Source organism: Rhizobium sp. PK7-22 (genome assembly GCF_056530405.1).
Window position 1 is genome coordinate 2,744,358 of sequence record NZ_CP096514.1, and the last position, 13,177, is coordinate 2,757,534.

General features: G+C 63.6%; 11 protein-coding genes. 6 read left to right on the forward strand and 5 right to left on the reverse strand.

The features are described 5' to 3' along the window. Positions 1-139: 139 nt before the first annotated feature. The 3 genes from M1E10_RS18215 to M1E10_RS18225 all read right to left on the reverse strand — a co-directional run bounded on the left by M1E10_RS18215 (position 140) and on the right by M1E10_RS18225 (position 3,175). Positions 140-1,468 carry a homoserine dehydrogenase gene (locus M1E10_RS18215; protein WP_499174208.1) on the reverse strand — a complete coding sequence of 443 codons (1,329 nt, stop codon included), beginning with the start codon at positions 1,466-1,468 and terminating at the stop codon, positions 140-142. A gap of 54 nt (positions 1,469-1,522) precedes the next feature. After that, complete coding sequence (locus M1E10_RS18220) at positions 1,523-2,740, reverse strand: pyridoxal phosphate-dependent aminotransferase (RefSeq protein WP_499174209.1); 1,218 nt, start codon at positions 2,738-2,740, stop codon at positions 1,523-1,525. 99 nt (positions 2,741-2,839) lie between these two features. Continuing rightward, on the reverse strand, positions 2,840-3,175 hold the full coding sequence (locus M1E10_RS18225) for a hypothetical protein (RefSeq protein ID WP_499174210.1): 336 nt from the start codon (positions 3,173-3,175) through the stop codon (positions 2,840-2,842). 192 nt (positions 3,176-3,367) lie between these two features. On the opposite strand from M1E10_RS18225, the gene M1E10_RS18230 reads away from it, so the two are divergent. From M1E10_RS18230 to sthA, 5 genes are all read left to right on the forward strand, one after another. Further along, positions 3,368-5,212, forward strand: a complete 1,845-nt coding sequence (locus M1E10_RS18230; RefSeq protein ID WP_499174211.1) for a PHA/PHB synthase family protein — start codon at positions 3,368-3,370, stop codon at positions 5,210-5,212. A gap of 9 nt (positions 5,213-5,221) precedes the next feature. After that, positions 5,222-5,956 (forward strand): DNA/RNA nuclease SfsA, encoded by a 735-nt coding sequence (sfsA, locus tag M1E10_RS18235; RefSeq protein WP_499174212.1) that lies wholly within the window; start codon positions 5,222-5,224, stop codon positions 5,954-5,956. Positions 5,957-5,966: 10 nt separating this feature from the next. Beyond that, complete coding sequence (gene map / locus M1E10_RS18240; RefSeq protein ID WP_499174213.1) at positions 5,967-6,803, forward strand: type I methionyl aminopeptidase; 837 nt, start codon at positions 5,967-5,969, stop codon at positions 6,801-6,803. 2 nt (positions 6,804-6,805) lie between these two features. Continuing rightward, a complete protein-coding gene (gene radC / locus M1E10_RS18245) occupies positions 6,806-7,621 on the forward strand; it encodes a JAB domain-containing protein (RefSeq protein ID WP_499174214.1) in 816 nt (271 codons plus the stop codon). Positions 7,622-7,780: 159 nt separating this feature from the next. After that, entirely contained in the window at positions 7,781-9,250 is a 1,470-nt protein-coding gene (gene sthA / locus M1E10_RS18250; protein WP_499174215.1) for a Si-specific NAD(P)(+) transhydrogenase, read from the forward strand. Between the two features lie 50 nt (positions 9,251-9,300). On the opposite strand, the gene rpsD is transcribed toward sthA, so the two are convergent. Continuing rightward, entirely contained in the window at positions 9,301-9,918 is a 618-nt protein-coding gene (gene rpsD / locus M1E10_RS18255) for a 30S ribosomal protein S4 (RefSeq protein WP_499174216.1), read from the reverse strand. Positions 9,919-10,277: 359 nt separating this feature from the next. On the opposite strand from rpsD, the gene pepT reads away from it, so the two are divergent. Further along, positions 10,278-11,525 carry a peptidase T gene (gene pepT, locus M1E10_RS18260; protein ID WP_499174217.1) on the forward strand — a complete coding sequence of 416 codons (1,248 nt, stop codon included), beginning with the start codon at positions 10,278-10,280 and terminating at the stop codon, positions 11,523-11,525. 47 nt (positions 11,526-11,572) lie between these two features. Here pepT and M1E10_RS18265 read toward each other — a convergent pair whose 3' ends face one another. Further along, positions 11,573-13,105, reverse strand: a complete 1,533-nt coding sequence (locus tag M1E10_RS18265; protein ID WP_499174218.1) for an ATP-binding protein — start codon at positions 13,103-13,105, stop codon at positions 11,573-11,575. Positions 13,106-13,177 lie beyond the last annotated feature (72 nt).

The window sequence follows — 13,177 nt, forward strand, 5'->3', positions numbered from 1 at the left end:
TCTTTGGCAAATCACGCTGACGCCTCCCTGCGACAGTGGTGTGACAATGCAATGTAACCGGAAACTTCCCCGCTGGCCAGTGGTCCTCGACTTGATCTCGTCGTTTTGAGCGACCCGTTAAGCGTGCCGTCAGCCGCGTCTAGAAGGCTTTCGGTCGTTCGATGCGGATAACCTGTGGTTCACCCACCAGATAGCTCTCCGCCTTGATCGCCGAAACGGCGTTGCGAACCGATTCCTCCGTCGTCGCATGGGTGACGAGGATGATCGTCTTGGAGTCTCGCGCCTCGGCAACCGTCTGCGAGGCTGCCCGCTGCACGATCGACTCGAGAGAGATATTGTTTTCAGCCATCCGGCTCGCGACGCTGGCGAAGACCCCGGTGCGATCGGCAACGGTCAGGCGGATGAAGTATCCGCCTTCGTGGCTGCGCATACGGGCCCGCACATAAGGTGCCAGAGCCTTGGCAGGGGTTCCAAGGACCGGCACCCGCTGCTCTCCGGGGCGGCTCTTGGCGATGTCGGCAATGTCGCCGAGCACGGCAGAAGCCGTCGCGTCGCCGCCGGCGCCCGGGCCGACCATCAGCAGTTCGCCAAGAATATCCGATTCGATCGCAACCGCATTGGTGACGCCATCGACCTGAGCGATGACGGAATCGCGGGGCACCATCGTAGGGTGAACCCGCTGCTCGATGCCCGTCTCCGTTCTCTGCGCAACGCCCAGCAGCTTGATGCGGTAGCCGAGATCCGCCGCAGCGCCGATATCCTCGATGGAAATATTGCTGATGCCTTCGAGGTAGATTTCGTCTGCGGCGATCTGCGTGCCGAAGGCGAGCGTCGTCAGGATAGCAAGCTTGTGGGCCGTGTCGTTCCCTTCGATGTCGAACGCCGGGTCCGCTTCCGCGTAGCCGAGCCGCTGCGCCTCCGCGAGGCAGTCCTCGAAGGTCAGCCCCTCCTTCTCCATACGGGTCAGGATGTAGTTGCAGGTGCCGTTCATGATCCCGTAGATGCGCGAGACCTTGTTGCCTGTCAGCGATTCGCGCAGCGCCTTGATCACGGGAATGCCGCCGGCGACGGCAGCTTCGAAGTTCAGCAGGACGCCCCTGTCTTCCGCAAGCGCGGCGAACTCCATGCCGTGACGCGCCAGAAGCGCCTTGTTGGCGGTGACCACATGCAGGCCACGCCGCAGCGCCGCCCGGACAGACGTGTCGGCAGCACCCTCGGCTCCGCCGATCAGCTCGACGAAGACGTCGATGTCGGCCTCCTGCGCCATCGCGTCCGGCGTATCGAACCAGGCGATGCCCGACAGGTCGAGGCCGCGGTCGCGGGAGCGGTCCCTGGCGCTGACGGCGGTGATCTCTATGGCACGCCCGCAGGTGATCGAAAGCTCGTTCGCCCGTGCAGCGATGATCCTGACCAGCGACGCACCGACCGTTCCAAGACCCGCAATGCCGACTTTAAGGGCATCTGCCATCATATTCTTCCTGAGTTTTTTGGGAGGGGGCGGCCGTCGCCGGGCCGCCCGAGACTAGCGGCGCGTGTTCAATGAAATCACATTATGCATCGTCTCGTCCGCCGTGGAGAGGAACTTCTTGATGTTGCGCGCCGCCTGCCGGATGCGATGCTCGTTCTCCACCAGTGCCAGTCGCACGTAGTCGTCGCCCATCTCTCCAAAGCCTATGCCCGGCGCAACCGCCACATCCGCCTTTTCCACCAGGAGCTTGGAGAATTCCAGAGAGCCCAGGTGTCGGAATTTTTCCGGGATCTTCGCCCATGCGAACATGGTCGCTGCCGGCGGCGGCACCTCAAAGCCTGCCTTGCCGAAGGTGTCGACCATCACGTCGCGGCGGCGCTTGTACACGGAGCGCACCTCGGCGATGTCGGAACCGTCGCCGTTCAGCGCATGTGTCGCCGCCACCTGGATCGGCGTGAAGGCGCCGTAGTCCAGGTAGGATTTGACGCGGGTCAGCGCCGAGATCAGCCGCTCGTTGCCGACCGCAAAACCCATCCGCCAGCCGGGCATCGAAAACGTCTTCGACATCGAGGTGAACTCCACGGCAACGTCGATCGCGCCGGGAACCTGGAGAACCGACGGCGGCGGCTCCCCGTCGAAGTAGATTTCCGAATAGGCCAGATCCGAAAGAACGATCAGCTCGTGCTTGCGGGCGAACTCGATCACATCCTTGTAGAAATCCAGCGACGCCACGTGGGCGGTCGGATTGGAGGGGTAGTTGATGATCAATGCCAGGGGCTTCGGGATCGAATGCTTCACCGCCCGCTCCAGCGGCCCAAAGAAGCTGTCGTCCGGCTCGACCGACATCGATCGAATCACGCCGCCGGCCATCAGGAAGCCGAAGGCGTGGATCGGATAGGTGGGATTGGGGCAGAGGATCACATCGCCCGGCGCCGTAATCGCCTGCGCCATGTTGGCAAAGCCCTCCTTCGATCCCAGCGTCGCGACGACCTGGGTGTCGGGGTTGAGCTTGACGCCGAAGCGTCGGGCGTAATAACCGGCCTGCGCCCGGCGAAGGCCCGGAATGCCCTTGGAAGAGGAATAACGGTGCGTGCGAGGGTCCTGGACCACTTCGCAAAGCTTGTCGACGATGGCCTTTGGTGTGGGGAGGTCCGGATTGCCCATGCCGAGATCGATGATGTCGGCGCCCGCCGCTCGGGCGCTGGCCTTCAGGCGATTGACCTGTTCGAACACATAGGGCGGCAGTCGGCGGACTTTATGAAACTCTTCCATATCTCTCCCCGTGGAAGCACGCGCGGCATAGGCCAGCGCGGGGATATCGCCCAATCGGCGATTTGGTGATTTGCGACCAAACCGCCCGAAAGGCAAGCGCTAATTGGCGATCGCGGTTTCCGCGTCCTGGCCGTGATTGGCGGCAAGTCGGCGCAGTTCGGCAACCCGGCGCTGATACTCCGCATCCGACACGCTGCCGTTCTCGCGCGCCTGCGCCAGGGCGGTGAGCTGTGCCTCGGTTCCGGCCGCATCCTCGTCGCCGATCTGGGTGTTGGCGGCGGTCAGGCTGCCGTCGAAGGTCGGATAGGTGCCTGTCTGGCGCCGGACCAGCGGCCCGGACGGAGACGTAGACTGATTCGAGACGACTGTGGACGTCGGCGCCGTGTTCGGAATGCCGTCGTCTAACGCAAAGCTGCTGCAGCCCGCCAGCAACATGGGCAGTCCGCCTACACACAGGATAAGGGGCAGCGTTCGCGCCCAGCGCCTCAGTCGTTCCATCACACCCGCCCATTCCCGGCGTTCAAAAAGTCGACGCCGTCAGCGTCAATCGCTGGCACTTGTATTCAACTTCCGGCACTATGTACAAAGGAAATCAAACGGCAAGAACAGTTCTGTTCGGAGGAGCGGTTGACCGACACGAGGGAGGAGAAACAGTCCGGAGCGGAGGGATTCGCCGGCTTCGACCCGAAGTCCGTGGAATCCTACATGGTCAAGGACCCGAACACGCTCGCCCTCAACCTGGCGCGGGCGCTCGAGCACCTCGGCCAGGGCGCCTCGGAGTGGATCAAGGCACGCGAACAGTCCGGCGTGGCCGACCCCGCAGCCGACCCTGTGACAGATCTTGTGAAAACCCTGTCGCAGGTGGCCCACTATTGGGTCTCCGACCCGAAGCGAACGCTGGAGGCGCAGTCGCTGCTGTTCTCCAGCTATATCGGCATCTGGACGCGCACGCTGTCGCAGTTCACCGGCCAGCCGGTGCCCGACGCCGAGGAGCTGCCCAAGGACAAGCGCTTCGCCGATGAGGACTGGACCCGCAACCCGTTCTTCGCCTTCCTCCGCCAGGTCTACCATGTGACGGCCTCATGGGCGGAGAAGCTGGTGGCCGAAGCGGAAGGGCTCGACGAGCACAGCCGGCAGAAGGCCGCCTTCTACGTCAAGCAGATGACGGCGGCGCTCTCGCCCGCCAATTTCGCGCTGACCAATCCGGAAGTCTATCGCCAGACGGTGGCCAGCAGCGGCACCAACCTCGTCGAAGGCATGCGCATGCTGGCCGAGGACATCGCCGCAGGCGGGGGCGAACTGCGTCTGCGCCACACGGACCTCACGAAGTTCAAGGTCGGCGAGAACCTTGCCGTGACACCCGGCAAGGTCATTGCCCAGAGCGACCTCTGCGAGATCATCCAGTATGATCCGAGCACCGAGACGGTCCTGAAGCGGCCGCTGCTCATCGTGCCGCCCTGGATCAACAAGTTCTACATCCTCGATCTGACGCCGCAGAAGAGCTTCATCAAATGGTGCGTCGATCAGGGGCACACGGTCTTCGTGATCTCTTGGGTCAATCCCGATCGACGCCACGCCACCAAGAGCTGGGAAGCCTATATCGAGGAAGGCGTGGAATTCGCGCTCGAGACGGTGGAAAAAGCGACCGGAGAGACGAAGGTGAACGCCATCGGCTACTGTGTCGGCGGAACGCTCCTGGCCGCTGCGCTGGCGCTGCATGCGCAGCGAAAGGACAGCCGCATTGCTTCGGCAACCTTCTTCACCACCCAGGTGGATTTCACCCACGCCGGCGATCTGAAGGTCTTCGTCGACGAAGAGCAGCTCGAGGCGATCGAAAGGCAGATGCACAAGAGCGGCTATCTGGACGGCTCCAGGATGGCCAACGCCTTCAACATGCTGCGCGCCTCTGAGCTGATCTGGCCCTATGTCGTCAACAACTACCTGATGGGCAAGGAGCCGCCGCCCTTCGACCTGCTCTACTGGAACGCCGATTCGACCCGCATGGCCGCCGCCAACCATGCCTTCTATCTGCGCAACTGCTATCTCGACAACGCGTTGAGCAAGGGCGAGATGAAGCTTGGCGGCCAGGTCATCTCGCTCAAGGATGTGAAGATCCCGGTCTACAATCTGGCCACACGCGAGGACCACATTGCCCCACCGCGGTCGGTGTTCAAGGGGTCCGCGCTGTTCGGCGGCCGCGTCGAATTCGTGCTGAGCGGTTCGGGGCACATCGCCGGCGTCGTCAATCCGCCGGACAAGCAGAAATACCAGTACTGGACGAACGGCAGGCCGCAGGGTGACTTCGACGGCTGGATGAAGAAGGCCCGCGAGACCAAGGGCTCCTGGTGGCCGCACTGGCACGCCTGGGTCGAAAAGCGCGCCGACGCGCGGGTCGCGGCCCGCAAGCCCGGCGGCGACGCGCTGAACGCGATCGGCGACGCGCCCGGGACCTATGTGCTGGAACGGGTGTAAACGCGGCTGATGGTCTTCGATCCGCCGCTCGTGCCCGCGACCCTCGTCCAGCGCTACAAGCGCTTCCTGTTCGATGCCATTCTCGACGACGGCACGCCGATCACCGGGTCTTGCCCCAACACCGGCTCCATGCGTGGACTGACGACGCCCGGCTCGCGCATCTGGCTCTCGCTGCACGAGAGTCCGACCCGCAAATACCGTCACATGCTGGAGATGGTCGAGGTAGATGGCACGCTGGTGGGCATCAACACCGGCCTTCCCAACCGGCTTGCCGAGGAGGCGATTGCGGCCGGCCGCGTGCCGGCGCTGGACTGTTACGGCACCCTCCGCCGCGAACAGCGCTACGGCACGAACTCCCGCATCGACTTTCTGCTGTCGGAACCGGGACGACCGGATGCCTATGTCGAGGTCAAGAACGTCCACTTCATTCGCGAGCCAGGGCTGGCGGAGTTTCCCGATACCGTCACCAAGCGGGGCGCCAAGCATCTCGGCGAACTGTCGCAGATGGTGGCGCAGGGGCATCGCGGCGTCATGCTCTACGTCATCCAGAGGCCGGACTGCACGTCTTTCAGCCTTTGCCACGACCTTGATCCCGCCTATGCGGCAGCCTTCCGGCATGCAATCGAGCAAGGCGTCGAGGCCTACGCCCTGCGTTGCCGGGTCACGCCCGCAGAAATTATCGCATGCGACCTGATCGCAATGGACGAGATGCGTCCGGGTGCATTAAGAACGGGGATATTGTGAGAAAGACCCCATGGTAAATTACATTGACGCGGTGCAAGCCCCGCTCAAGAACACGGGCGCCATCCGCCTTTACAGCGCAGACGATTTTGCCGGCATGCGCAAGGCCTGCCTGCTGACGGCGCGCTGCCTCGATGAACTGGCGTCGATCGTCAAGCCCGGCGTTACGACTGGTGAAATCGACCGTTTCGTCTTCCAGTTCGGCATGGATCACGGCGCCCTGCCCGCAACGCTGAACTATCGTGGCTACAAATATTCCGTCTGCACGTCCATCAATCATGTCGTCTGTCACGGCATGCCGGACGACAAGCCGCTGAAGGAAGGCGATATCGTCAACATTGACGTCACCTATGTCCTCGACGGCTGGCATGGCGATTCCAGCCGCATGTATCCCGTCGGCCAGATCAAGCGGGCGGCCGAACGTCTGCTGGAGGTGACCTATGAATGCCTGATGCGCGGCATTCAGGCGGTGCGCCCCGGCGCCCGCACCGGCGCCATCGGCCAGGCGATCCAGACCTATGCCGAAGCCGAGCGTTGCTCCGTCGTCCGGGACTTCTGCGGCCACGGCGTCGGCCGACTGTTCCACGATACGCCCAACATCCTGCACTACGGCAAGGCCGACGAGGGCCCCGAACTGCGCGAAGGCATGATCTTCACCATCGAGCCGATGATCAACATCGGCAAGCCGCACGTCAAAGTCCTCAACGATGGCTGGACGGCCGTTACACGCGATCGGTCGCTTTCGGCTCAGTATGAGCATGCCGTCGGGGTCACCGCAACCGGCTGCGAAGTCTTCACGCTCTCGCCCGCGGGGCTCGATCGGCCCGGCCTGCCACCGCTGAAGGGATAGCCATGACCAACCGCGCGGTCCCTCCCAATGACGGCAATCTGCCAGCCATGGAAGAGGGTACCGACGAACGCGGTTTCTTCGGGGAACAGCCAGCGAAAACCGCATCGCTGAAGCGCAGCGGCGTGCTGGCGAAGGAAGAGGACAAGCAGGCGCATTACCACGGCCACCGCGACCGCCTGCGAAGCCGCTACCGCGATCATGGCGATGCCGCTCTCGCGGACTACGAGCTTCTGGAACTCTTGCTCTTCAGGCTGATCCCGCGCAGGGACACCAAGCCGATCGCCAAGGCCCTGATCGACCGGTTCGGGACGCTCGCGGGCGTGTTCGGCGCGCCGACCGGCCTGCTGCAGGAAATCAACGGGGTCGGCGAGGCGGTCGCCCTTGACCTCAAGCTCATCGCCACCGTTGCCCACCGCATGCTGAAGAGCGAACTGCGCGGCAAGCAGGTGCTGTCGTCCTGGTCCTCGGTCATCGACTACTGCCATGCAGCCATGGCCTACGAATCCCGGGAGCAGTTCCGAATTCTTTTCCTCGACAAGCGCAATGCACTGATCGCCGATGAGATCCAGGGCCTCGGCACCGTCGATCACACCCCGGTCTATCCGCGGGAGGTCGTGCGGCGCGCGCTGGAACTGTCGGCGACGGCCATTATCCTCGTCCACAACCATCCAAGCGGTGATCCGACGCCATCGAGGGCCGACATCGACATGACTCGGACAATCGTCGAGACGGCAAAGCCGCTCGGCATCACCGTCCACGACCACATCATCATCGGCAAGGACGGCCACGCAAGCCTGAAGGGCCTGCGTCTGATTTGACATAGCCCTCGATTTGGCCCGTTTGTTGCACGTCCCCATGAAACGGAAGCCGAGGCACCGGCGTTTATCAGGTTGCCTCAATCAAACCGTAAGACAAGGCTGATAGATCATGCATCTGGCAGCAGGACACGCCGCCGAATTGAGCAAGCGGAGCAATCCATGAACCACTACGACCTCATCGTCGTCGGCAGCGGCCCGGCAGGGCGCCGCGCTGCCATCCAGGCCGCCAAGCTGGACAAGACCGCCCTGGTGATCGAACGCGGGCGACGCGTCGGCGGCGTCTCGGTTCACACCGGCACCATCCCCTCCAAAACCCTTCGCGAAACCGCGCTGAACCTCACCGGCTGGCGCGAGCGCGGCTTCTACGGCAAATCCTACCGGGTCAAGCAGGACATCAGCGCCGATGACCTGCGCCGCCGGCTGCTGATCACGCTCGAGCACGAAGTGGCGGTTCTCGAGCACCAGTTCGATCGCAACCGCGTGCAGCACATGCTGGGCACCGCCCGCTTCGTCGATCCCCATACGCTGGAGGTCGAAAAAAGCGATGGCGAACTGCTGCGGGTGAGCGCCGACTCCATCCTCCTTGCGGTCGGAACCCGACCCTATCGCCCGACCAACATCCCCTTCGACGGAAAGTCGATCATCGACAGCGACGAACTGCTGGAAATTGCCTCCGTCCCGCGCTCTCTCATCGTGGTCGGCGCCGGCGTCATCGGCATCGAGTATGCCACGATCTTCAGCGCCCTCGACACCCAGGTCACGGTCGTCGAGCCGCGCCAGACGATGCTCGACTTCATCGACAAGGAGATCGTCGAGGATTTCACCTACCAGCTGCGTGACCGCAACATGAAGCTGATCTTCGGCCAGACCGTCGACAAGATCGAGAAGGACGAGAGCGGCAAATGCCGCATCGAGCTCAGCAACGGCCGTACCCTCCAGTCCGAGATGGTGCTGTTCGCGGCCGGTCGTGTCGGATCGACCGATACGCTGAACCTTGCCGCAGCCGGGCTGGATGCCGACAGCCGCGGTCGCCTGAAGGTCAACCCGGAGACGTTCCAGACCGCGGTACCGCACATCTATGCCGCAGGTGATGTGGTGGGTTTCCCGAGCCTGGCCTCGACCTCGATGGAGCAGGGGCGGATCGCTGCCCGTCACGCAATTGGCGCCCCCGCAAGCGATCCGCCACAGTTCTTCCCCTACGGCATCTACGCCGTGCCGGAGATTTCCACCTGCGGCCTGACAGAAGAGGAAGTCATCCAGCGCGGCATCCCCTATGAGACCGGCATCGCCCATTTCCGCGAAACCTCGCGAGGTCACATCATGGGGCTCGACAGCGGCCTCCTGAAGATGATCTTCTCGCGCAAGACGCGCCGGCTGCTCGGCGTCCACATCGTCGGCGAAGGCGCAACCGAGCTTGTCCACATCGGCCAGGCGGTGCTCAACCTCAAGGGCACGGTCGACTACTTCGTCGAGAATACCTTCAACTATCCGACGCTTGCGGAAGGCTACAAGATCGCCGGCCTCGACGCCTGGAACCGCATGGGCGAAGGACCGAAGGAAGCGCCGGTCGCCACCGGCGAGTCGCTCGACAAGACGCTCTCGGCCATGAAAAAAGCCGCGTCGAGCTGACGCGGCTTTTCTGAATAGCTTGGCAGGGCCCGCGGTGCGGGCCCTTTCTATTAGCGCGAGTAGAACTCGACGACCAGGTTCGGTTCCATGATGACGGCGTAAGGAACGTCGGCCAGTGTCGGGATGCGCACGAAGGTGGCGACCATCTTGTTGTGGTCGACGTCGATGTAGTCAGGAACGTCGCGCTCTGCGAGCTGGACGGCTTCCAGAACGGTCACGAGCTGCTTCGACTTCTGGCGAACTTCGATCACGTCGCCGGCCTTGCAGCGGTAGGAACCGATGTTGACCTTGACGCCGTTGACGGTCACGTGGCCATGGTTGACGAACTGGCGGGCAGCAAAGACCGTCGGCACGAACTTGGCGCGGAACACGATGGCGTCGAGACGCGATTCCAGCAGGCCGATCAGGTTCTCGCCGGTGTCGCCCTTGCGGCGGTTGGCTTCGTCGTAGATGGCGCGGAACTGCTTCTCACGGACGTCGCCGTAGTAGCCCTTCAGCTTCTGCTTGGCGCGCAGCTGCACGCCGAAGTCGGAAAGCTTGCCCTTGCGGCGCTGGCCGTGCTGGCCGGGACCGTATTCGCGACGATTGACCGGGGACTTCGGACGGCCCCAGATGTTTTCGCCCATACGGCGATCGAGTTTGTACTTGGACGACGCGCGCTTGCTCATCGTATTTCCTTCTTAACAGGTTTCACCCGACCGTTGCCGGACAGGATCAAGGAAACACGCCCTCCTCTGAACTCCGATTGGGGAGTCCTGACAGGTTTCTCACGGAAGCGTCCGGAGAACACCACGGGACATGTCATGAAAACACCGGGCGTTACCACCCGGCGTTGGCGGGTCTCTACTCGGCGGGAAGCCTCTTGTCAACGCCTCGACGCCGGAAAGCCGTCCGCCGCCGCGATCAGACGGGGACTTGCGTCCGGATCATCCGCCAGAGCCAGATCCCCCACAGCATAGCACATTTCCCTCGAAGCTCATCCCGGCTAGGCTCCCCTTCTTCGCCACGCCAGAATCGGATCTCGCCCATGTCTCTCCCCACCGACACCGCGCTCGACCGCTTCCTTCGCTATGTCGTCATCGACACCCAGTCGGACGGAAGCTCCACCACGCAGCCTTCGACACAAAAGCAGCTGAACCTCGGCCGCGTCCTGGAGCAGGAGCTCAGGGCGCTCGGGCTGGAAGATGCCCATCTCGACGAACACGGCAACGTCTATGCGACCCTGCCGGCCAACACGGAGAAACAGGTCCCGGCGATCTGCTTCTGCTCGCACATGGACACGGCACCCGATTTCACCGGCACCAACATCAAGCCGCAGATCGTCCGCAACTACCAGGGCGGCGACATCCGGCTCACCGGCGACACGAGCCGCGTGATCCGCCTTGACGAGCATCCGGAGCTGAAGGATCAGATCGGCCACGACATCGTCACCACCGACGGCACGACGCTGCTCGGCGCCGACGACAAGGCAGGCATTGCCGAGATCATGACGGCGGCACAGTTTCTGCTGGCGCATCCGCAGATCAAGCATGGTCCGGTCAAGATCCTCTTCACCACCGACGAGGAGATCGGTCGCGGCGCCGACAAGGTGGACCTCGAAAAGCTTGGCGCCGCCTTCGGCTACACGCTGGACGGCTCTACACTCGGCGAGATCCAGAGCGAGAATTTTTCCGCCGACGGCGTGACCATAGAAATCTCCGGCGTCGCCATGCATCCGGGCACGGCCAAGGACAAGATGGAGAACGCCATCAAGATCGCCAGCGCCATCATCGCCCGCCTGCCGCAGGACCAGGCACCGGAGACGACGGAAGGGCGGCAGGGCTTCATTCATCCCGTCGGCATCAGCGGCGCCATGGAGGGAGCCCGCATCAGCTTCATCATCCGCGATTTCGATGAGAAGGGCTTGGTGGAAAAGGAAGATCTGTTGAAAGCGATCACGCAGGATGTGCTGAAGACCTATCCGGGCTCGACCTGCCACATTCAGGTCAAGGAACAGTACCGCAACATGAAGAGCGTGCTCGACCGGCATCCCGAGGTCATGGACAATCTCATGGAGGCCACCCGCCGCGTCGGTCTGGAGCCGAGGATCGACAGCATCCGCGGCGGCACCGACGGCGCACGCCTGTCCTTCATGGGCCTGCCCTGCCCCAATATCTACACCGGCGGACATGCCTATCACTCACCGCTGGAGTGGATCGGTGTCCAGGACATGGACGTCGCGGTGAAGGCGATCGTCGAGCTGGTCAAGGTCTGGGAAGAACGCGCCACCGCTTGAGGTTCGCCGTAGCGGCAGAGGGAAGAGGCGGCATATCCCGCCCTTCCCTATTCGGCGGCGTGCTGCTGCCGTACCACCGGTTCGTCATCCTGCGCATCGGGCGCGCCCGGTGACGTCTGGACGTCGAGATCCGGGAAGGCAACGATGCGCTTGCCCGAAAAATCCGAATGCACCACGATCAGGCCCTGTTCCTCGAAATAGCCGAGAAGCCGGCGGGCCCGCCGCGCAGAGTGGGTGCCATAGGCTCTGGCGATGCGCATGTCGGTTGGACAGGGTTCGGCGAGCAGCGCCGCCCGGGCCAGCAACAGAAATACACCCTGCAGGTCGTCGGACACTCGAACCGACAGCTCCAATGCCGTCTGCCAGCCGGGTGTCTCGGCGGTTTCCTTGTCGACGCCCGCCCGTGAGATCGCGACGCGGCGGCGGAATTCGCTCATCGCCATCGGCGGACCCGGCAGCCGGCGCATGCGCAGGCGCACCAGAAAGTCCTGGTAGAGCACCGCATCGGTACGATAGGCCGCCTGCGGATCGTCGATGATCTCCGAGAGAACCGCGTTCAGCCGTTCCTCCCGCGCCTCCGGCGAAAGCTCCGGCTGTGCTGGACGCGAAGTATTGTGGTCCTGGGCGATCGGGCCGGCCGCGGGTGTGGAGCGCGAAAGCTCCGCCAGGATATCCGTCGTCGGACGCGGCGCCGGCGGCGTGCGGCGCGTGACCGGGCGGGCGAATTCCTCCGGATCCGGCGTGAAGATCAGGTCTTCCACATCCTGCGGCGCATCCGGCAACGGCATCAGCTTCGGCGACGAGGATCGCGCCGAGGTCTCGACGGCACCGATGACGATCGGCAGCGGACGACGCGACAAGGCCGGGCCGAGCGCAACGAAATTGCCGCGCTTCAGGTCGCGGAACATCTCCGCCTGCCGCCGGTCCATGCCCAGCAGATCGGCGGCACGCGCCATGTCGATGTCGAGGAAGGTGCGGCCCATCAGGAAGTTCGAGGCCTCGGCCGCAACGTTTTTGGCAAGTTTGGCCAGCCGCTGCGTGGCGATGACGCCGGCCAGACCGCGTTTGCGGCCACGGCACATCAGATTGGTCATGGCGCCGAGCGACATCTTGCGGGCGTCTTCGGAGACATCGCCGGCGACCGAAGGCGCAAACATCTGCGCCTCGTCGACGACGACGAGAACCGGATACCAGTGCTCCCGATCCGCATCGAACAAGCCGTTGAGGAAGGCTGCGGCCGCGCGCATCTGCTCTTCGAGGTCAAGACCCTCGAGCGTCAGCACGCAGGACACCCGGTGCTGGCGAATGCGGGTGGCGATGCCGATCAGCTCCGCTTCCGTCCGCTCGCCGTCCACGACCACATGGCCGTACTTGTCGGCCAGCGTGACGAAATCGCCCTCGGGATCGATGATGACCTGCTGCACCCAGGGGGCAGACTGCTCCAGGAGCCGCCGCAGCAGGTGCGACTTCCCCGAACCGGAATTGCCCTGCACCAGGAGGCGCGTTGCCAGCAGCTCCTCGATATCGAGCTTGGCCGGAGCGCCCCCGGACACGGTCCCCATATCGATTCCGACCTGCAATGCACTTCCCTCGTATGACAGTCTCTGGATGGTGACGCGCCTTGCGCGATTCCGGTGCTGTAACAGGTTTAC

Excerpts from the sequence above, each read along its gene's own strand:
- M1E10_RS18215 (WP_499174208.1), bottom strand. The coding sequence starts at position 1,468 with ATGGCAGATGCCCTTAAAGTCGGCATTGCGGGTCTTGGAACGGTCGGT.
- M1E10_RS18220 (WP_499174209.1), bottom strand. The coding sequence starts at position 2,740 with ATGGAAGAGTTTCATAAAGTCCGCCGACTGCCGCCCTATGTGTTCGAA.
- M1E10_RS18225 (WP_499174210.1), bottom strand. The coding sequence starts at position 3,175 with ATGTTGCTGGCGGGCTGCAGCAGCTTTGCGTTAGACGACGGCATTCCG.
- sfsA (WP_499174212.1), top strand. The coding sequence starts at position 5,222 with ATGGTCTTCGATCCGCCGCTCGTGCCCGCGACCCTCGTCCAGCGCTAC.
- map (WP_499174213.1), top strand. The coding sequence starts at position 5,967 with ATGGTAAATTACATTGACGCGGTGCAAGCCCCGCTCAAGAACACGGGC.
- radC (WP_499174214.1), top strand. The coding sequence starts at position 6,806 with ATGACCAACCGCGCGGTCCCTCCCAATGACGGCAATCTGCCAGCCATG.
- sthA (WP_499174215.1), top strand. The coding sequence starts at position 7,781 with ATGAACCACTACGACCTCATCGTCGTCGGCAGCGGCCCGGCAGGGCGC.
- rpsD (WP_499174216.1), bottom strand. The coding sequence starts at position 9,918 with ATGAGCAAGCGCGCGTCGTCCAAGTACAAACTCGATCGCCGTATGGGC.
- pepT (WP_499174217.1), top strand. The coding sequence starts at position 10,278 with ATGTCTCTCCCCACCGACACCGCGCTCGACCGCTTCCTTCGCTATGTC.